Here is an 18178-nt window from a genome sequence, read left to right as displayed (position 1 = left end):
GACAGACGCTACGAGTTGGAGTGTGCTCCAGCACAAGGGGCCGCGACCGGCGCGTCTTCGGGGCGGGCGCCCGGTCCCGGCCGCCGCCACACCCAGGGACCTCACGTGGCCGCCCGCGCCCTGCTCGCCGTGGCCCCCGCGACGAGGGCGGCCCGCGCGGTGCGGGCTCGCTGGGCGATCTCGTCCTGGGGTTCGGCGGGGCTGTAGACGACGAGCGCCCGTTCCGCCTTGTCGAGGAGCAGAGCGTCCGGCGCGGCCGCGGTCTCCCCGTCGTACGCCAGGGCGTTGATGTTCTCCAGGCCGGTGAGCCGGATCGACCGGACGCGTTCGGCGCGGTAGACGTGCGAACGGCGCAGGGCGCCGGCGAGGGCGGAGATGACGAGTCGGGTGCGGGCCAGACGTGCTTCGGCGTCGACGGTGCGTACGTCCAGGAGTCCTTCGTCGAGGCGCGGCCGGTGGGAGGGGGCGAGTCCCTCGGGCTGGTAGTGGCCGTTGCCCGCGAAGAGCAGCCACAACGCGCGCGGCCGGCCGTCCACTTGGAGGCGTACGGGGTCGGCGGTGCGCAGCGTCCGGACGAGGGCGATGGCGGCGGCCGGCCACTTGCCGATCCGGCTCTCCATGGCCTCGCGCCTACGTACCAGGTCGGGGTAGAGCCCGATGCTGAAGGTGTTGAGGAAGGCGGCGACGTCGTGGCCCGCCCCGTCGCGGACGCGGGCGAAGTCGACGCGGATCGCCTCGCCGTGTTCGAGGGCGTACGCGGTGTCCTCGAAGGCGGCGACGCCCGCGTCGAGGGCGAAGTGGTTGAGGGTGCCGCCGGGGAACACGGCGAGGGCGAGCCCGGCGCGGGCGGCGCGTTCGCAGGCCGCGTTCACCGTGCCGTCGCCGCCGCACACCCCGAGCACCTTGGCGCGCGCGCCCGCCCGTTCGACGGCGTCGTCGAGCAGGTCCCCCAGGTCCTGGCCCGGTCCGAGTTCGATGATCTCGGCCTCGGGCAGCAGCAGCCTCAGGTGGTCCCGGGCGGGCAGACGGCCCGGAACTCCTTTGCCGACGCCGCTGTTGAGGACGACCACGAGACCCTGACCGCGCGCCAGCTCGGCCGCCGCGACCCGGGTGTGCAGGGAGTGCGGGGGGCTGGGCCGGGGCGGCCACCAGTAGCAGGTGACGGCGGCGGCGGCCACGCCGAGCGCGCATCCGGCGAGCACGTCGCCCGGATAGTGCACACCGACGTAGACGCGGGAGAAGGCCACGGCGGCGGCGAGCGGCGCGACCACCGCCCCGTACCGGGTGGATTCCAGGGCGACCCCGGCGGCGAAGGCGGCGGCCGACGCGGAGTGGCCGGAGGGGAACGAGGTGGTGACCGGCGCCTTGGTGAGGCGCCGCACCAGCGGGACCGCATCGATCACCGGGCGCCGGCGCCGGGTGGCGTATTTGGCGACGGTGTTGGTGGTGAGCGAGGCGAGCGCGAGGGCGCCGATTCCGCGCCGGGCGGCCCTGCGGGCGGCGGGGCCGCCGGCCAGCGCGAGCACGCCCGCGGCGGCGAACCACAGGCCCCCGTGGTTGGCGGCGCGGCTGAGCCGGGGCAGTACCTGGTCGGCGCCGGCCGGCCGTGCGGTGGCCACGCGCTCGAACCAGCGGCGGTCGATCGTCCCCATCCGTGACATCGGTGACATCGGTGACATGCCCCCTGCCTAGCCCGGATGGCGAGCGGCCGCCCGCCGGGTTCACCCGGACGGGCGGTCCCGGCCCACGGCCGCGACCAGGGTCGGCACATGGCTGTGGTCGACGTCCTTGGCCGCGGTGAGCAGGGTGACGGTACGGTCCTTGGCCAGCTCGGCGAGCCGGTCGAGCGCCCGGGCCTGTTCGGTCCCGGTCAGCTCGGCCTCGTACCGCTTCCGGAACTCGGCGTAGCGCGAGCGGTCCTCGTGGTACCAGCGGCGCAGCTCCGTCGAGGGGGTGAGCTCCTTGGGCCACTCGTCGACGGCGGCGTGTTCCTTGGACAGGCCCCGGGGCCAGAGCCGGTCGACCAGGACGCGTACGCCGTCGGCCTTCTCGGGCGGGTCGTAGACGCGGCGGACCCGGAGTGTGTGTCGTGCCGTCATCGTTGCCTCCTCGCTGTCGCGCCGTGCTTCGGTCTCGACGGCCACCCTGTCAATGGCCCGCGCCCGGCGCGACCGAGCGCCCGTGACGCGCGGGGCGGCTCCGCCGAGCGGGCCGCCCTGGTGCGTGGGGCCGGTGTCAGACGCCCACGGCCTCCTCGATCTCCTCTTGCTCTTCCTCTTCCTCTTCCTCGACGGCCTCGGCCGGGGAGGAAGACGGCGCGGGGGCGACGGAGGCGGGTGTGCGGCGGCGTTCGACGGTGGCCGCGATCGCCATGACGGCGAGGCCGAGGACCAACCAGGCGACGAGCACCCACACATCGCGGGCGAGGTCGTGGCCGCCGAAGTAGACCAGATCGCGGATTCCCTCAACAAGGCCGGCGCCGTTCCAGAAGGCGTGCAGGCCGGCGAAGAAGCCGTTTTGCAGTTCGGGCCGGAAGAGCCCGCCGGAGCTCGTGAAGTTGAGCATCACGAACAGGACCATCACGGCGAGCGTGGTCCAGCGCTTGAGGAAGGTGTGCAGTCCCACGCCGAGGAAGAGGATGCCCGCCGAGTACAGCCAGGACATCGCCCACACGCCCCACAGACCGTGGTCGACGAGGTGGAACAGCGGTCCCGCGAAGGCCGCGCCGATCAGGGAGACCGCGAAGGAGACCCCGGTCACCAGCGCCGCCCTCGTACGGGTGGACAGGCCGGCCCCGGCGGCGCCGAGCACGGCGACGGAGGCGTAGGAACCGATGCTGACGGCGATGAGCAGGAAGAAGATGCCCGAGCCCGTCGGGTCGCCGGAGACCGGCGGGACGACGTCGGTGACCTTGAGCGGGACGCCTTGGGCGGTGGCGACCGGGGTGAAGACCTTCTCGACGGCCGTGGCGCTCATGTCCGATCCGGCGGAAGCGACGATGAGCTCGGGGGCCTTGGCGTCCAGGACGTAGGCGCCGGTGATGTCCCGGTCCTTGAGCTGGTCGACGGCGGTGGCCCGGTCGGCGAGCGTACGGACGTCGAGCGCGTCGCCCGCCTTGTCCTTCACCGTCTGCGCGAACACCTTCGCCTCGGGGCCCGCCCCGACGACCGCGACCGGGAGGTGGTGCGGCTCGGGGGTGACGAACGTGCCGAGGTAGGCGAGCCCCATGCCGAGGCACATCAGCAGGGGGGTGACGAGATGGGTGAGGACGTGCCGCAGCGCGGGGTTCGACGGCGCCGTACGCGCGTCGCCGGGCGCGGCGACCCGGCCGGCCTTGTGGCCTCCGGACATGACAGGACCCTTCTGATCGGACGCAGGGCCGGGAGCGATCCCGCATCCAATGGTTGGCTTTTACAACTCCAATGAGTTGTACTCTACAAGCATCTCCTCGCGGAAGCCACCCGGGATCGAGAGGCGGGTCCTGGGCATCGTGGTGGGGGGCGGCGACGGCGGCGAGCGCGGCGGGGTGCACACGCTCGGCAGGTCGCGCCGTGGATCACGGTCGCGGCGCGCGGCCCGGCCATTCACGCGCGAGCCGGGGCCGCCCGGAAGTTCACACCCGCCGGGTGCGCCCGGCAGTTCACAACCGCCGGGCTCGCCCGGGTGTTCACGCCCGCCGGGCCGGCGCGACAGCGGGCCCAACTGCCGTGCAGGACCGGCTAGTTGGCTTCTCGACGCGCGGCGCGCACCCGGCGGACCAGGTCGGCGGCGGCGCCGGGCCACTCGGGGTGCTCGAAGGTGAAGCCCTCGTCCAGGAGTCGGCCGGGCACCACGCGGCGGCTCTTGAGGAGCAGCTCGGTGTCCGAGCGCAGGGCGAACGCGCCGAGCTCGGCCATCCACTTCGTCGCGGGCAGCCCCACCGGGATGCCCGAGGCGCGGCGCAGATCGCGCATGAAGGCCCGCTGCGGCAGCGGTGCCGGCGCGGCCAGGTTGATCGGACCGGTGATGTCCTCGCGCTCGACGAGGAACTCCACCGACCGGACGAAATCACGGTCGTGGATCCAGGACACGTACTGCGCGCCGCCCGCGACCGGGCCGCCGAGCCCGAGCCGGGCCAGCTTCAGGAGCACGTCGAAGACGCCTGCACGGTCGGGGCTCATCACCATCGCGGAGCGCAGGGCGACCTTGCGGGTGTCCGGGGTGCGGGCCTGCTCCTGGGCCGCTTCCCACGCCTTGGCGATCTCCACGCTGAACCCCCAGTAGCCCGGGACGTCCGGCTCGGCGCCGCCCACGACTCCGGTCGCCTCGTCGTTGGCCGCGTCGAAGCGGTGGGCGTACACGGTCGCGGTGCTCATCTGGAGCCAGACCTTCGGCGGGCGCGCGGCGGCCTCGATCGCCTCACCCACGACGCGTGCGGAGCGCACTCGCGAGTCCATCATGGCTCGCAGGTTGGCCTCGGTGTAGCGACAGCTCACGCTGCGGCCGGCCAGGTTGATGACGACATCGCTGCCGTCCACGGCGTCCGCCCACGCGCCGAGCGTCTCGCCGTCCCAGGCCACCTCCCGCTCGTGGCGCGGGCTGCGGGTGAGGATGACGACCTCATGTCCTGCGGCGGTGAGCGCCCGGTCCAAAACCGTTCCGACCTGCCCCGTTCCGCCGGGAATCACTATCTTCATGGCGCCCCCTCGATGTGGAAGCGACCCTACCGCACGAACTTGAACGCGTTCAAAGTGATCTGGCGCTCACCCGGGTGGCTGGCGTGCGGTGGTGCCGGGCGCCGGGCCGCGCCGAGACTGGGGACGGCTGCCGGATCGGACCGAGCGGCGTGCGAGCCACCGGTCGCGACCCAGGAGGTAGCCGTGGTCGACAGTGAGGCGTGGGGGGACGAGGTCTACCAGCCCGACGGCTCCGAGGTCCAGGACGACGAAGGCATCCTCGGCGCCGAGGACACCCTGGACGACGGGCCCGCGGACCCCCTCGACGTCGGTTACTCCCCGCCGGAGCGGCCCTGGGCCGTGGAGCGCACCGGCGTGACGGCCGCCGAGCGGTTGCGCGGCGACAGTCTGGAGCAGCGCCTGGCCACGGAGCTCCCCGAGGTGGCCGCGGCCGAGGGCGACGGCATGGGCGACACCTGGGACACCGACGGCGAGCCGCGCGACAACGAGGTCGGCGGCGCCCGCGCCGGACGCCTGGTGGCCCCCGACGAGGGCGCCCACCCCGACGACGAGACCCGGATGCTCGCCACGGACGTGGGCATCGACGGGGCCGCCGCCTCGGCGGAGGAGGCGGCCATGCACATAGTGGACGAGGACGACACGGAGTACCTCGACGGCTTCGAGGACCCCGCCCGCGCCGAACCCGGCGACACCCGCTGACCGACAACCCCCGGAGCCCCCATGCAGCGCGACAAGCAACCCCCGTACCAGCCGGTCGTCTTCCGCGACCGGGCGGCCGGCTTCGCCTTCCTCACCCGCTCGACCGCGACCAGCGAGGAGACCATCGACTGGGACGACGGGAACACCTATCCGGTCATCGACGTGGAGATCTCCGCCGAGAGCCACCCGTTCTACACCGGCAAGGCCCGGACCGTGGACACGGAGGGCCGGATCGCCCGGTTCGAGCGGCGGTACGAGGGCAAGGAGTGAGCCCGCCGCACACTCGCCCCGGTCTGCCCGGCACCGTCCGGTGATGGTCCACCGCGGCATCATCGGCAGCGTGGAGCGCGCCGTGGCACACCTCGTCGAGCGCCATGGGGGTGCCTTCCCGGCCTGGCTCGCGCCCGTCCAACTGGTGGTCGTGCCCGTCTCCGGCGCACGGACCGGGCCGCCGCCCACGTGGTGGAGCGGGCCGTGGCCGACGGCCTGCGCGCGGAGCTCGCCGGACCGGAGCAGGGCTCCCTCGGCGCCCGCATCCGGGCCGCCCGTCTCGTCCCGCACCAGGTGGTGATCGGCGCCCGGGAGGCCGCGTCGGCCGAGGTCGCCATTCGGCCGCGCGACGGCCGCCGCCCGGCGGCGCTGCCCGCCTGCGACCTCCTGCGGCGCGTCGGCGCACTCGTGTCGGCCCGCAGCGCCCAACTCCGGGAGGACGAAGCGCAGTTGACGGCGGGCATCTGAGGTTCGGCACCCCCGGGGCTAACACCTCGCCGCCTCGGGGTCCGCGGCTCGCGACTCGGCGCGGACCCCGGCGGTCCCGCCCCCCGGGCCCATGGCGGCCGCGGATGGCCGACGCGTGTCCTGGGGTGGCCGCGGAAGGCCGACGCGTGTCCTCGGCAGCCGCGGAACGCCGATGGGTGTCCTCGGGCAGCCGCGGAAGGCCGATGTGGGCGTCCTCGGGCAGCCGCACAAAGCCGACAGGCGTCCTCGAGCGGCCACGCAAGGCCGACGCCTGTCCTCGGGCAGCCACGGAAGGCCGATGTGGGCGTCCTCGGGCAGCCACGGAAGGCCGACGCCTGTCTCGGGCGGCCGCGGAAAGCCGACAGGCGTCCTCGGCAGCCGCGCAACGCCGACAGGGCCGCTCACACGCTCGCCCCTGGACCTCCTGGACGAACGGATTCCACCCGCACCGGGGAACGCGCCGGCCATCTCGGCGGGCGCGCCTGGCGGGCGACCCTGCGGCGGGGGCGGCCTGGCACCTTGGCGGACGTCGATCCGAGCCGTCGTGAGGAAACGCGCATGCGCCACCGCACCGCCCTGTCCACCGTCGCCGCCACCCTGTGCGCGGCGCTCGCCCTCACCCTGCCCACGCACACGGCGCAGGCCCGTGCGGCCCGGACCATCACCGTCTACGGGCATCGCGGGGCCGCGGCCTACGCCCCGGAGAACACCCTCAGTTCCGTCCAGCGGGCCGCCGACCTCGGCACCCGCTGGGTCGAGAACGACGTCCAGCGCACCCGCGACGGCGCGCTCGTCGTCATCCACGACACGACCCTGGCCCGCACCACCGACGCCAAGCGGCGCTACCCCGGCCGGTCGCCCTGGTCGGTCGGCTCGTTCACCCTGGCCGAGATCAAGACCCTGGACGCGGGCGGCTGGTTCGCGCCCCGCTTCCACGGTGAGCGCGTCCCCACCCTGGCCGAGTATCTGGGCCGGCTCGACCGCACCGGCCAGGGTCTGCTCCTGGAACTCAAGCGGCCCGAGCTGTACCCGGGCATCGAGGACCAGACCCTGCGCGCCCTGGCCCGGGCCGGCTGGCTCGACGGGCCGCACCTCGCCCGGCGCCTGGTCGTGCAGAGCTTCAGCGCCCCCGCGCTGCGCACCACCCACCGGCTGCGTCCCGCGGTACGCACCGGATTCCTCGGCAACCCGCCCGTCTCCGAGCTCAAGCGGTACGCCGCGTTCGCCGACCAGATCAACCCCGAGCAGCGCGCGGTGACGTCCCCGTACGTCAAGGCCGTGCACACCACCCTCGGGCCGCACCGGCTCCCGATGCGCGTGAACGCCTGGACCGTCGACAGCGCGCCGGACGCCACCCGTCTCGTAGGGCTCGGCGTGGACGGCCTCATCACCAACCGCCCGGACGTCATCGCGAAGGCGACCCGGCGGAGCCTGCCCGGGGCTGTCCGATCCCGCTGATCCCGCGCCACCGGAGGATCCCGCACCACCGGACATGATCGTGAACCTCGCGTGATACTGAGGCCGTCGCACTTCGCACGCCTCGCCCTGGAGGTCATGGTGAACATGCTCATCAACGTGCCCGAGACCGTGGTGGCCGACGCGCTGCGCGGGATCGCCGCCGCGCATCCCTCGCTCACGGTGGATGTCGAGAACCGGGTGGTGATACGGCGGGACGCGCCGGTGGCCGGGAAGGTCGGCCTCGTCTCGGGCGGCGGCTCGGGGCACGAGCCCCTGCACGCCGGGTTCGTGGGGCCGGGGATGCTGTCCGCCGCCTGCCCCGGCGAAGTGTTCACCTCGCCGGTGCCGGACCAGATGGTGCGGGCCGCGGCGGCCGTGGACGGCGGCGCCGGAGTCTTGTTCGTCGTCAAGAACTACACCGGCGACGTCCTCAACTTCGACATGGCGGCCGAACTGGCCGAGGACGAGGGCATCGTCATCGCCAAGGTCGTCGTCGACGACGACGTCGCGGTGAACGACAGCCTGTACACGGCGGGGCGGCGCGGCACCGGGGCGACCCTGTTCGTGGAGAAGATCGCCGGAGCGGCGGCCGCCGAGGGCGCACCCCTGGAGCGGGTCGAGGCGATCGCCCGGCGGGTGAACGCGAGCGCACGCAGCTTCGGGGTCGCGCTGACCGCGTGCACCACCCCGGCCAAGGGCAGCCCCACCTTCGAACTCCCGCCCGGAGAGCTGGAGTTGGGGGTGGGCATCCATGGCGAGCCGGGGCGCGAGCGGCGGGCGATGATGACCTCACGGGAGATCGCCGACTACGCCGTGCAGGTCGTCCTGGAGGAACTGCGCCCCACCAGCCCCGTACTGCTCCTGGTGAACGGGATGGGGGCCACTCCCCTGCTGGAGTTGTACGGATTCAACGCCGAGGTCCACCGGGTGCTGGCCGAGCGGGGCGTGCCGGTGGCCCGTACGCTCGTCGGGAACTATGTGACCTCGCTGGACATGGCGGGCTGCTCGGTGACGCTCTGTCAGGTCGACGAGGAGCTGCTGCGACTGTGGGACGCCCCGGTCGACACGCCCGCGCTGCGCTGGGGTCGCTGAACCGATGCCTGAGGGAGGGCCTGTGCTCGACGCCGCGTTCATGTGCCGCTGGATGTCCGTCACCGCCGCCGCGGTGGACCGGGAGGCGGCCCGGCTGACCGACCTCGACTCGGCGATCGGCGACGCCGACCACGGAGCCAATCTGCGGCGCGGCTTCACCGCCGTGACCGAAGTGCTCGCCAAGGAGGCGCCGGACACTCCCGGGGCCGTACTCGCCCTAGCCGGACGGCAGTTGATCTCCACGGTCGGCGGCGCCTCGGGCCCGCTGTACGGGACGCTGCTGCGGCGCACGGGCAAGTCGCTCGGCGACGCGCCCGAGGTCGACAGGGAGGGGCTGGCCGAGGCACTCGGGGCCGGGGTCGCCGCCGTCGCGCAGTTGGGCGGGGCGGCAGCCGGGGACAAGACGATGCTGGACGCGCTGCTGCCGGCGGTCGAGGCGCTCGGCGTGTCCTTCACGGCGGCGGCCGAGGCGGCCGACGCCGGCGCGCTCGCGACCGTACCGCTGCGGGCCCGCAAGGGGCGGGCCAGCTATCTCGGGGAACGGTCGGTGGGCCATCAGGATCCGGGGGCGACCTCGGCGGCCCTGCTGATCGGCGCCCTCGCGGAGGCCGCCGCGTGAGCGGGGCGGAGCCCCTGGTGGGGGTGGTCCTCGTGTCGCACAGCGCGGCGGTGGCGGAGTCCGTGGCCGAGCTCGCCCGGGGGCTCGCGGGCGGCGGCGTGACCGCGCCCGTCGCCCCCGCGGGCGGCCTGCCCGACGGGAGCCTCGGCACCAGCGAGGAGCGCATCGTGGGGGCGGCCCGGGCCGTGGACCGGGGCGCCGGTGTGGCCGTCCTGGTGGACCTGGGCAGCGCGGTCCTCACGGTCAAGGCCCTGCTGGCCGAGGGCGACGAACTCCCGCCCGGAACAAGGCTGTTGGACGCGCCGTTCGTGGAGGGGGCGGTGGCGGCGGTGGTGAGCGCGTCGGCGGGGGCGGGGCTTGAGGCGGTGGTCGCGGCGGCGGAGGAGGCGAACGCGTACCGCAAGGCGTGACGGCTTCCCACCCGGGGGCGCCGCCACCCGGCACCCCCGGCCGCCCCCAACCCGCCTCTCGCGCAGTTCCCCGCGCCCCTGACCCGCTTTCAGGTGCGGACCGTGCTCGCTTCTCGCGCAGTTCCTCGCGCCCCTGAACCCCCTTGAAGCTGCGGACCGTGCTCGCTTCTCGCGCAGTTCCCCGCGCCCCTAAACCCCCTTGAACCTGCGGGCCGCGGTCGCTTCTCGCGCAGTTCCCCGCGCCCCTTAACTACTCGGTGCTGGGGCACCTTCAGCCTGTCCGGCGATTGAGGACGAGCGCCGTTCAGGCGCGAACGGGGTCCGGGGCGGAGCCCCGGGACGCCTGCGGGCCGTGGTCGCTTCTCGCGCAGTTCCCCGCGCCCCTAACTGCCCGGTGCTGGGGCACCTTCAGCCCGTCCGGCGATTGAGGACGAGCGCCCTTAAGGCGCGATCGGGGTCTGGGGCGCAGCCCCAGGGGGGCCGGAACCCACCAAGCCGCCGCACGGGTGGGTGGGAAAGCGCCCCGGTGTCGCCCCGACACCCCCCGCGCCATCATGAAGGCATGAGCGCCTTCAACGACATCGGCGGCACCGACCCGCCCCGCGTCCAACCGCTCCCCGAGGACTGGACCCGCTGCCTGGCGGTCGTGGCCCACCCCGACGACATCGAGTACGGCACCGCCTCGGCCGTGGCCCGCTGGACCGCGCAGGGCAAACAGGTCGGCTACCTCCTGGCCACCCGCGGCGAGGCCGGCATCGACGGCCTGCACCCCGACCGCGCCGCGCCGCTGCGCGAGGCGGAGGAGCGGGCCGGGGCGCGCGAGGTCGGCGTGAGCGACGTGGAGTTCCTCGGCCACCGGGACGGTGTCGTCGAGTACGGGATCGGACTGCGCCGCGACATCGTCCGCGCCATCCGCCGCTTCCGGCCCGAGGTGATGGTCTCGGGCGCGCACACGATCAGGATGATCGGGGGGCTCGTCAACCAGGCCGACCACCGGGCCGTCGGGCTCGCGGCGCTGGACGCGGCCCGCGATGCCGGTAACCGCTGGATCTTCCCCGAGCTCGCCGACGAGGGACTCGAACCGTGGTCGGGCGTGCGCTTCGTCGCCTACGCCGGCCCGGAGCGGCCCACCCACGGCGTGGACGTGACCGGGGAGCCCCTGGAGCGCGGCATCGCCTCGCTCGCGGCGCACGCCGAGTACACCAAGGGGCTGGGCGCCGAGGCCGGCAACTTCGATCCGCGCCCCTTCCTGACCTGGGTCGCGCGCTCCTCGGGGCCGGCTCTGGGCGTGGAGGCCGCCGTCCTTTTCGACGTGCACCAGCTCGCCCCCGAGGGGCCGCCGCCCTGGGTGTGAGCGGGTGTGAGCGCCGCCTCAGTATTATGCAACTTGTTGCATAACCGGGGTGCGCTGGTCTACAACGGGTGGCGACGACATCGCACCCGGAGGCGCCCCCATGACCGCGTACCCCCATCTGCTGAGCCCCCTGGACCTCGGGTTCACCACGCTGCCCAACCGGGTGCTGATGGGCTCGATGCACGTCGGCCTCGAAGAGGCCGAGAACGGCTTCGAGCGGATGGCCGCGTTCTACGCCGAGCGGGCCCGCGGCGGGGTCGGCCTCATCGTCACCGGCGGCATCGCCCCCAACGACGCGGGCCGCCCCTACCCGGGCGGCGCCCGCCTGACCACCGAGGCGGAGGCCGCGCAGCACCGCGTCGTCACCGAGGCGGTGCACCGCGAGGGCGGCCGGATCGCGATGCAGATCCTGCACTTCGGCCGGTACGCCTACCACGAGGACCTGGTGGCGCCCAGCGCCCTCCAGGCCCCCATCAGCCCCTTCGTCCCGAACGCCCTCGGTGACGACGAGGTCGAGGCGACCGTCGAGGACTTCGTGCGGGCGGCCGGACTGGCCCGGGAGGCCGGCTACGACGGTGTCGAGATCATGGGCTCCGAGGGCTATCTGATCAACGAGTTCATCGCGGGCGCCACCAACCGGCGCACCGACCGCTGGGGCGGCTCGTACGAGAACCGGATGCGCTTCCCGGTGGAGATCGTGCGCCGCACGCGGGAGCGCCTGGGCCCGGACTTCATCATCATCTACCGGCTCTCGATGCTCGACCTCGTGCCCGGCGGCTCGACCCTGGAGGAGGTCATCACCCTGGCGCGGGCAATCGAGGCGGCCGGGGCGACGATCATCAACACCGGCATCGGCTGGCACGAGGCCCGCATCCCCACGATCGCGACCTCGGTGCCCCGGGGCGCCTACACCTGGGTGACCCAGAAGCTGATGGGGTCGGTGTCGATCCCGCTGATCACCAGCAACCGCATCAACACCCCGGAAGTGGCGGAGCGGTTGCTCGCCGAGGGCCGGGCGGACATGGTGTCGATGGCGCGGCCCTTCCTCGCCGACCCGGAGTTCGTCGCGAAGGCGCGCGCGGGCCGCGCCGAGACCATCAACACCTGCATCGGCTGCAACCAGGCCTGTCTGGACCACACGTTCAGCGGCAGGATCACGTCCTGCCTGGTGAACCCGCGCGCCTGTCACGAGACCGAGCTGGTCCTGTCCCCCACCCAGCTGCGCAAGCGCCTCGCCGTGGTCGGCGCGGGCCCGGCCGGGCTCGCCTTCGCCGTGTCGGCGGCCGGGCGCGGCCACGCCGTCACCCTGTTCGACGCGGCCGACCGCATCGGCGGCCAGCTCAACATCGCCAAGCGGGTGCCGGGCAAGGAGGAGTTCGACGAGACGCTGCGCTACTACCGCACCCAGCTCGAACTCCTGGGTGTGGACGTCCGGTTGAACACCGAGGTGACGGCCGCCGGTCTGACTGACGGCGGGTACGACGAGATCGTGATCGCGACCGGCGTCACCCCGCGCACCCCCGAGATCCCCGGCTCGGACCACCCGAGCGTGGTCAGCTACCTCGATGTGCTGCGCGACGGTGCGCCGGTCGGCGAGCGGGTCGCGGTGGTCGGCGCCGGTGGTATCGGCTTCGACGTCGCCGAGTTCCTCACCGACGGGGGCGACGCGGCGAGCCTGGATCCCGAGACGTACTTCCGGCAGTGGGGCGTGGACACCACCTACGGCGAGCGCGGCGGTCTGCGCGAGGCCGAGCGGCCCAAGCCGCCGCGCCAGGTGCACCTGCTCCAGCGCAAGACGACGAAGGTCGGCGCGGGCCTCGGCAAGACCACGGGCTGGATCCACCGCACCGAGCTCAAGCACCGCGGCGTCACCATGGTCCCGGGCGTGCGCTACGACCGGATCGACGACGAGGGCCTGCACATCACCGTGGACGGCGTCTCCTCCGTGCTGCCCGTCGACACGGTCGTGCTGTGCGCGGGCCAGGAGTCGCGGCGCGGTCTGTACGAGGAGCTGAGCGCGGCCGGTGCGACGGTGCACCTGATCGGCGGCGCCGACGTGGCCGCCGAACTGGACGCCAAGCGCGCCATCGACCAGGGCACTCGCCTCGCCGCGGCACTCTGAGCCGGTCCGAACCTAGGATGCGGTCATGTCCCTGCCGCACGCGATCCTGACCGCCCTGCTGGAAAAGCCCTCCTCGGGGCTTGAGCTGACCCGCCGCTTCGACAGGTCGATCGGCTACTTCTGGTCGGCCACGCACCAGCAGATCTATCGCGAGCTGGGAAAGCTGGAGCAGCAGGGGTTCATTCGCGCGCTGCCGGGCGCCGCCCCGGCCCGCGGGCAGAAGAAGCAGTACGAGGTCCTGCCCGCGGGCCGTGCGGAGCTCGCCCAGTGGGCGGCGGCCGGGCAGGACCCCAAGCCGATGCGGGATCCCCTGCTGGTGCGGATGCGGGCGGCGGCGGTGATCGGCACGGGGGGCCTGCGGGCCGAGCTGGAGCGTCATCTCGCCCTGCACCGCGCCCAGTTGGCGACGTACAGCGGGATCGAGTCGAAGGACTTCCCGCCGGGCCGGGACGGCGAGCAGGACCGGCTGCGGCATCTCGTGCTGCGCGGCGGAATCGAGCTGGAGTCGTTCTGGATCGGCTGGCTGACCGAGGCCCTCGACGCCCTGGGCGAGGAGCCGGCCGAAGAGTGAACCGAGCCCCACGCCGAGCCCCACGCCGAGCCCCCGGCCGAGCGCACGGCGTGGTGCCTTCGGCACCCGACACAACGTTGTATTCTACAACTGATCCATCGCGAGACGAAAGGGGATCAGTCGTGCTCAGCCGAGACCGGTCGGTCGTCACCATTCAGCGTGAGCTGACCGCCTTCGCCCGGCGCGCCCGGGCCGCCGCCGCCCGGATGCACCCGGAGCTCTCGCTCGTCTCGTTCACTCTGCTCTCCCACCTGGAGGACCAGCAGGGCTGCCGGGCGACCGATCTGGCCGCCTACTACATGCTCGACAAGTCGACCATCAGCCGTCAGATCGCGGGCCTGGAGAAGCTCGGCTTCGTCGAGCGGATCAGTGACCCGGACGACCACCGCATCCAGGTGCTCCGGCTGACCCCGGCCGGCACCGCGAAGCTCGCGGAGGCCGCCGAACTGCGCCGCCAGGCCTTCCACGAACGGCTCGCCGACTGGGCGCCGGAGGATCTGGACCGGTTCGCGGAGTATCTGCTGCGTTACAACAGCCTGGCGGAGAACGGTAGTTGAGGGAGGCCGGGCCTCAGATTCCCTCGATGTGGTCGGAGACGGCGACGACGAGGACCCGGGTGCCGGGCAGCGTCGCGCGCCAGCGGTGGCGCACCCCGCCGGTGAGGTAGAGGGTGTCGCCCCGGGACAGGGCGTAGCCCCGGCCTTCCGCCTCGACCTCGGCCGCACCGTCCGCGACGTACATCAACTCGTCGTTGTGGTGCAGGAATTCGCGGTCCGCCGCCCGCTCACCCGTGAACTCCAGGGCGTGCATCTGATGGCGGCCCCGCACGAGTGGGCGCACCCCCGCGTCGGGTGCAAGGCCCGCGTCGTCGTCGGCGCGTACGACATCGACCGCGCGGTCCCGCGCGTCGGCGGCCGCGAGCAGTTCGACGGCCGTCGTGCCGAGTGCGTCCGCGATGCGCTGGAGGGAGCGCATGCTGGGGCGGGCCCGGTCGTTCTCGATCTGGCTGAGGAACGGCACGGACAGGCCGCTGCGTTCGGCGACCGTCGCGAGCGTGAGGTCGAGCGCCCGGCGCCGACGGCGGACCGCGCCGCCCAGCGCCGGTCCCGCACCCGTCCCACCTGTGTCGTTCATCCGCACCGCCCTCCCTGAGGATCACCTTACGCACCGCACGGAACGGTTTCGCACTCCCGTCATACGGCCGACATACAACCCCTCTACCTTCGAAGCTGTTTGAGCACATCAAAGAAACTTTGAAGGAGTGTCGTCGTGACCGTTCGTCCGACCGTCGTCGACCAGAACCAGCGCCGCCGGCGCGGCACCGGCCTCATCGCGCTCGACCCGGAAGCGGCCTGCCCGGGATTCACCCTCTACGCCCCGCTGACCGGCGGCGGCGAGGTGTATCTCGTGGACCTGCGGGGCGAGACGGTCCACACCTGGCACCTCCCCTACCGGCCCGGGCGGCACGCCCGGATCCTCGGCAACGGGAACCTCGCCTACAACGGCGTACTGCCCGGCCAGGAGGCGCTGTTCCCGATGTGGCACAAGTACCGGGGCGGCGTGATGCTGGAGGCCGCGCCGGACGGCACGGTGGTGCGGGAGCACCTCGATCCGCTCCAGCACCACGACGCCCACCACCTCGACGACGGCCGCGTCCTCTACACCGGACTCGAACCGCTGCGCGGCGCCGAGGCCGCCGGGGTACTCGGCGGGGTCGCCGGTTCGGAGGCGGCCGGAGGGACGGTGTGGGCCGACACCATCAAGGAGGTGGCGCCCGACGGCACCGAGCTGTGGTCCTGGCGCGCCGCCGACCACCTCGACCGCGCCGAGTACGCGCTCCATCCCGACTACGCACGCGAGCACTGGCCGCTCATCAACAGCGTGACGCCGCTCGCCGACGGCAACGTGCTGGTCAGTCTGCGCAGTGTGTCCGCGGTGGTCGTCATCAGCCGGGACACCGGCGAGATCCTGTGGCGCACCCGCCCCGGCACGGTCTCCCAGCAGCACCACCCCACCGAGCTGGCCAACGGCAACCTCCTCGTCTTCGACAACGGCGTCTTCCGGCCGGGCCACGACGTCCCGTACTCGCGCGTCGTCGAGATCGAGCGCGCCGGCGGCACGGTGGTGTGGGAGTACCACGATCCGGCCCGGGAGTCGTTCTTCGCCCCGTTCATGGGTTCGGCGCAGCGGCTGCCCAACGGCAACACGCTGATCACCGACTCCCCGGCGGGCCGCCTCTTCGAGGTGACCCAACAGGGCTATCTGTGCTGGGAGTTCGTGGTGCCGCAGTTCGGCGGCTACGAGGAGTCCGAGGTGCGCGAGCTCTTCCCGGCCGAGCCGAACGCGGTGTTCCGCGCGCACCGCTACCCGGCCGGGGAACTGCCCTGGCTGGAGGCCCGCCCCTGACGTCCTCCGTCGACGCGGCGCCCTGCGATGAGGCAAGGTCTGGGGTGTGCCTTCACTTCCTCACCAGCCGCTCCCGTCCCAGCCATGGCCGGGCCCGCCCGTCGGACACATGATCGTCAGCGGCGACGGCGCGCTGGCCCACCGGCTCGCGGGCGAACTGCGCGAGGTGTACGGCGAACACGTCGTCCTCGTCGTGCCGCCGGACAGCGGAGCGCGGTCGGCCCGCCTGCCGGCGAGCGGCCGCACCAGGGCCTCGGCGCTCTTCGACCGCATGTCCTCCGTGATGCTCCGCTCCCCCGCCCCCGGCCCCGAGGGCGTCGGCACGGGCGGGCTCATCGAGGCGGTGGAGCCCAGCGACGAGGCGCTGACGCAGGCCGGCATCGAGCGGGCCGCGGCCCTCGCGCTGGTCCACCGCGACGACGAGACCAACATCCGGGCCGCCCTCATCGCCCGGCGCCTCAACCCGCGCGTCCGGCTCGTGATCCGCCTCTACAACCGCAAACTCGGCCAGTACCTCCAGGAGTTGCTCGATCAGGCCGCGGCCCTCGCCGCCCCGGACGGGCCGGGCCCCACGGCGTCCGAGACCTCCACCACCGTTCTGTCCGACGCCGACACCGCGGCCCCCGCCCTCGCCGCCACGGCGCTCGCGGGCACCAGCAAGGTGGTCCACGCCGACGGGGTGCTGCTGCGGGCCGGGCAGCGTCCGCCACCGCGCCCCGGCGAGGTCACCGACCCGGGGCTGTGCACCCTCGCCCTGCTCTCGTCGACCACCAACGACCCGGCGGGCTCCGAGGGTTCGGACCGCAGTGGCTCGGAAGGCCCCCGGCTGCTGCCCGACGAGCGCTCGATGGACGAGGGCGGCCATCGCGGCCGGGTCGTCCTGGAGACCGTCACCTACACCGGTCCGGCCCAGGCCCCCGGCCGCCTCGCCGACCTGGGCGCGCCCCTCGGCCGGCTCTTCTCGCGGCGCCTTCGCTGGTCGCTCGCGGGGATCGTCGCCTCGGTGTTCGCGCTCGCCGTCGCGACCTGGCTCACCACCGGCGACGACCCGCTGCACGCCGCGTATCTGACCCTGCTCGACATCTTCGCCATCGACGATCCCGCCATCGGCCAGCCCGTGGAACGGCAGATCCTTCAACTCCTGTCCGGGCTCACCGGGTTGCTGCTGCTCCCGGTCCTCATCGCAGCCGTCCTGGAGGGGCTCGGGACCTTCCGCAACGCCTCCGCGCTGCCCCGGCCCCCGCGCGGGCTCTCCGGGCACGTGGTGCTGCTCGGCATGGGCAAGATCGGCGCCCGCGTCCTGGTGCGGCTGCGCGAACTCGACATCCCCGTGGTGTGCGTGGAGGCCGACCCGGAGGCCCGGGGCATAGCGCTCGCGCGGCGCCTGAGGGTGCCCACGGTCATCGGCGACGTCACCCAGGAGGGCCTCCTCGAATCGGCCCGCATCCACCGGGCGCACGCCCTGCTCGCGCTGACCAGTTCGGACACCACCAACCTCGAAGCGGCCCTGTACGCCCGCTCGGTCAAGCCGGACCTGCGGGTGGTGATGCGCCTGTACGACGACGACTTCGCGACCGCCGTCCACCGCACCCTGCGCGCCGCCCACCCCCAGGCCCTGACCCGCAGCCGCAGCGTCTCGCACTTGGCTGCGCCCGCCTTCGCCAGCGCCATGATGGGTCGTCAGATCCTGGGCGCCATACCGGTGGAGCGCAAGGTGCTGCTCTTCGCTGCGGTCGATGTGGGCGGCCATCCGCAGCTGGAGGGCCGCACCGTCGAGGAGGCGTTCCGGGAGGGCGCCTGGCGGGTCCTGGCGCTCGACACGTCCTCGCCGGCCGACCGAGTGCCCGATCTGGGCGCCACCCGCCGCGACCGCTCCGGCACCCCGGGCGATCTAGTGTGGCAGGTGCCGCCCGGGTACGTTCTGCGGCCCGAGGACCGGGTGGTGCTCGCCGCGACCCGGCGCGGCCTCGCCGAACTCCTCGGCCGCCGCCCTTCGTCACGGGTGTCCCAGCGGCCCCAGTAGGCACGGCTCA

The 18178-nt window shown here is 73.4% G+C and carries 17 protein-coding genes and 1 pseudogene; 13 read left to right on the top strand and 5 right to left on the bottom strand.

All coding sequences use genetic code 11. The features are described from left to right. Positions 1–101: 101 nt before the first annotated feature. The 4 genes from N4G70_RS07385 to N4G70_RS07370 all read right to left on the bottom strand — a co-directional run bounded on the left by N4G70_RS07385 (position 102) and on the right by N4G70_RS07370 (position 4676). On the bottom strand, positions 102–1679 hold the full coding sequence (locus N4G70_RS07385) for a bifunctional phosphatase PAP2/diacylglycerol kinase family protein (RefSeq protein WP_261711654.1): 1578 nt from the start codon (positions 1677–1679) through the stop codon (positions 102–104). Positions 1680–1721: 42 nt separating this feature from the next. Beyond that, positions 1722–2099: a DUF488 domain-containing protein gene (locus tag N4G70_RS07380; RefSeq protein ID WP_261711653.1), complete on the bottom strand. Its 378-nt coding sequence runs from the start codon at positions 2097–2099 to the stop codon at positions 1722–1724. 136 nt (positions 2100–2235) lie between these two features. Further along, the gene (locus N4G70_RS07375; RefSeq protein ID WP_261712066.1) at positions 2236–3240 is read right to left on the bottom strand and encodes a hypothetical protein; all 1005 of its coding nucleotides are present in this window, start codon (positions 3238–3240) and stop codon (positions 2236–2238) included. A 479-nt stretch (positions 3241–3719) separates the two neighbouring features. Continuing rightward, positions 3720–4676, bottom strand: a complete 957-nt coding sequence (locus N4G70_RS07370; protein WP_261711652.1) for a TIGR01777 family oxidoreductase — start codon at positions 4674–4676, stop codon at positions 3720–3722. Between the two features lie 183 nt (positions 4677–4859). On the opposite strand from N4G70_RS07370, the gene N4G70_RS07365 reads away from it, so the two are divergent. The 11 genes and pseudogenes from N4G70_RS07365 to N4G70_RS07315 all read left to right on the top strand — a co-directional run bounded on the left by N4G70_RS07365 (position 4860) and on the right by N4G70_RS07315 (position 14296). Next, on the top strand, positions 4860–5375 hold the full coding sequence (locus N4G70_RS07365; protein WP_261711651.1) for a DUF5709 domain-containing protein: 516 nt from the start codon (positions 4860–4862) through the stop codon (positions 5373–5375). Between the two features lie 21 nt (positions 5376–5396). Next, entirely contained in the window at positions 5397–5645 is a 249-nt protein-coding gene (locus N4G70_RS07360; protein ID WP_261711650.1) for a type B 50S ribosomal protein L31, read from the top strand. 25 nt (positions 5646–5670) lie between these two features. Then, positions 5671–6113: pseudogene (locus tag N4G70_RS07355) on the top strand (His/Gly/Thr/Pro-type tRNA ligase C-terminal domain-containing protein); the annotation flags it as partial. Positions 6114–6671: 558 nt separating this feature from the next. Beyond that, positions 6672–7571 carry a glycerophosphodiester phosphodiesterase family protein gene (locus tag N4G70_RS07350; protein WP_261711649.1) on the top strand — a complete coding sequence of 300 codons (900 nt, stop codon included), beginning with the start codon at positions 6672–6674 and terminating at the stop codon, positions 7569–7571. Positions 7572–7676: 105 nt separating this feature from the next. Continuing rightward, entirely contained in the window at positions 7677–8663 is a 987-nt protein-coding gene (gene dhaK, locus N4G70_RS07345) for a dihydroxyacetone kinase subunit DhaK (protein ID WP_261712065.1), read from the top strand. Positions 8664–8685: 22 nt separating this feature from the next. Further along, positions 8686–9282, top strand: a complete 597-nt coding sequence (dhaL, locus tag N4G70_RS07340; RefSeq protein WP_261711648.1) for a dihydroxyacetone kinase subunit DhaL — start codon at positions 8686–8688, stop codon at positions 9280–9282. Next, entirely contained in the window at positions 9279–9692 is a 414-nt protein-coding gene (locus N4G70_RS07335; RefSeq protein WP_261711646.1) for a PTS-dependent dihydroxyacetone kinase phosphotransferase subunit DhaM, read from the top strand. The genes dhaL and N4G70_RS07335 overlap by 4 nt, the downstream gene beginning before the upstream one ends. Before the next feature lie 562 nt (positions 9693–10254). Beyond that, entirely contained in the window at positions 10255–11046 is a 792-nt protein-coding gene (locus tag N4G70_RS07330) for a PIG-L deacetylase family protein (protein WP_261711645.1), read from the top strand. 100 nt (positions 11047–11146) lie between these two features. Beyond that, positions 11147–13168, top strand: a complete 2022-nt coding sequence (locus N4G70_RS07325) for an NADPH-dependent 2,4-dienoyl-CoA reductase (protein WP_261711644.1) — start codon at positions 11147–11149, stop codon at positions 13166–13168. A 25-nt stretch (positions 13169–13193) separates the two neighbouring features. After that, positions 13194–13739 (top strand): PadR family transcriptional regulator, encoded by a 546-nt coding sequence (locus tag N4G70_RS07320; protein WP_261711643.1) that lies wholly within the window; start codon positions 13194–13196, stop codon positions 13737–13739. Positions 13740–13861: 122 nt separating this feature from the next. After that, on the top strand, positions 13862–14296 hold the full coding sequence (locus N4G70_RS07315; protein WP_261711642.1) for a MarR family winged helix-turn-helix transcriptional regulator: 435 nt from the start codon (positions 13862–13864) through the stop codon (positions 14294–14296). A 13-nt stretch (positions 14297–14309) separates the two neighbouring features. Here the strand turns inward: N4G70_RS07315 and N4G70_RS07310 are convergent, their stop codons facing one another. After that, positions 14310–14873, bottom strand: a complete 564-nt coding sequence (locus N4G70_RS07310; RefSeq protein WP_261711641.1) for a helix-turn-helix domain-containing protein — start codon at positions 14871–14873, stop codon at positions 14310–14312. 135 nt (positions 14874–15008) lie between these two features. Here N4G70_RS07310 and N4G70_RS07305 point away from each other — a divergent pair, with 135 nt between their 5' ends. Together N4G70_RS07305 and N4G70_RS07300 are read left to right on the top strand one after the other, a co-directional pair. Then, on the top strand, positions 15009–16145 hold the full coding sequence (locus N4G70_RS07305; protein WP_261711640.1) for an aryl-sulfate sulfotransferase: 1137 nt from the start codon (positions 15009–15011) through the stop codon (positions 16143–16145). Positions 16146–16254: 109 nt separating this feature from the next. Then, positions 16255–18168 carry a TrkA family potassium uptake protein gene (locus N4G70_RS07300; RefSeq protein ID WP_261712064.1) on the top strand — a complete coding sequence of 638 codons (1914 nt, stop codon included), beginning with the start codon at positions 16255–16257 and terminating at the stop codon, positions 18166–18168. The last annotated feature ends 10 nt before the right edge of the window (positions 18169–18178 follow it).

The organism is Streptomyces sp. ASQP_92 (genome assembly GCF_025399895.1).
Lineage (GTDB): Bacteria > Actinomycetota > Actinomycetes > Streptomycetales > Streptomycetaceae > Streptomyces.
The sequence above is the reverse complement of the archived record's forward strand: the minus strand, read 5'-3'. Positions and strand labels throughout refer to the sequence as shown.

What these genes read in the sequence shown, in the direction of transcription:
- N4G70_RS07385 (WP_261711654.1), bottom strand. Translation starts at nt 1,679, where the DNA reads ATGTCACCGATGTCACCGATGTCACGGATGGGGACGATCGACCGCCGC.
- N4G70_RS07380 (WP_261711653.1), bottom strand. Translation starts at nt 2,099, where the DNA reads ATGACGGCACGACACACACTCCGGGTCCGCCGCGTCTACGACCCGCCC.
- N4G70_RS07375 (WP_261712066.1), bottom strand. Translation starts at nt 3,240, where the DNA reads ATGTGCCTCGGCATGGGGCTCGCCTACCTCGGCACGTTCGTCACCCCC.
- N4G70_RS07370 (WP_261711652.1), bottom strand. Translation starts at nt 4,676, where the DNA reads ATGAAGATAGTGATTCCCGGCGGAACGGGGCAGGTCGGAACGGTTTTG.
- N4G70_RS07360 (WP_261711650.1), top strand. Translation starts at nt 5,397, where the DNA reads ATGCAGCGCGACAAGCAACCCCCGTACCAGCCGGTCGTCTTCCGCGAC.
- N4G70_RS07350 (WP_261711649.1), top strand. Translation starts at nt 6,672, where the DNA reads ATGCGCCACCGCACCGCCCTGTCCACCGTCGCCGCCACCCTGTGCGCG.
- dhaK (WP_261712065.1), top strand. Translation starts at nt 7,677, where the DNA reads ATGCTCATCAACGTGCCCGAGACCGTGGTGGCCGACGCGCTGCGCGGG.
- N4G70_RS07330 (WP_261711645.1), top strand. Translation starts at nt 10,255, where the DNA reads ATGAGCGCCTTCAACGACATCGGCGGCACCGACCCGCCCCGCGTCCAA.
- N4G70_RS07325 (WP_261711644.1), top strand. Translation starts at nt 11,147, where the DNA reads ATGACCGCGTACCCCCATCTGCTGAGCCCCCTGGACCTCGGGTTCACC.
- N4G70_RS07320 (WP_261711643.1), top strand. Translation starts at nt 13,194, where the DNA reads ATGTCCCTGCCGCACGCGATCCTGACCGCCCTGCTGGAAAAGCCCTCC.
- N4G70_RS07310 (WP_261711641.1), bottom strand. Translation starts at nt 14,873, where the DNA reads ATGAACGACACAGGTGGGACGGGTGCGGGACCGGCGCTGGGCGGCGCG.
- N4G70_RS07300 (WP_261712064.1), top strand. Translation starts at nt 16,255, where the DNA reads ATGATCGTCAGCGGCGACGGCGCGCTGGCCCACCGGCTCGCGGGCGAA.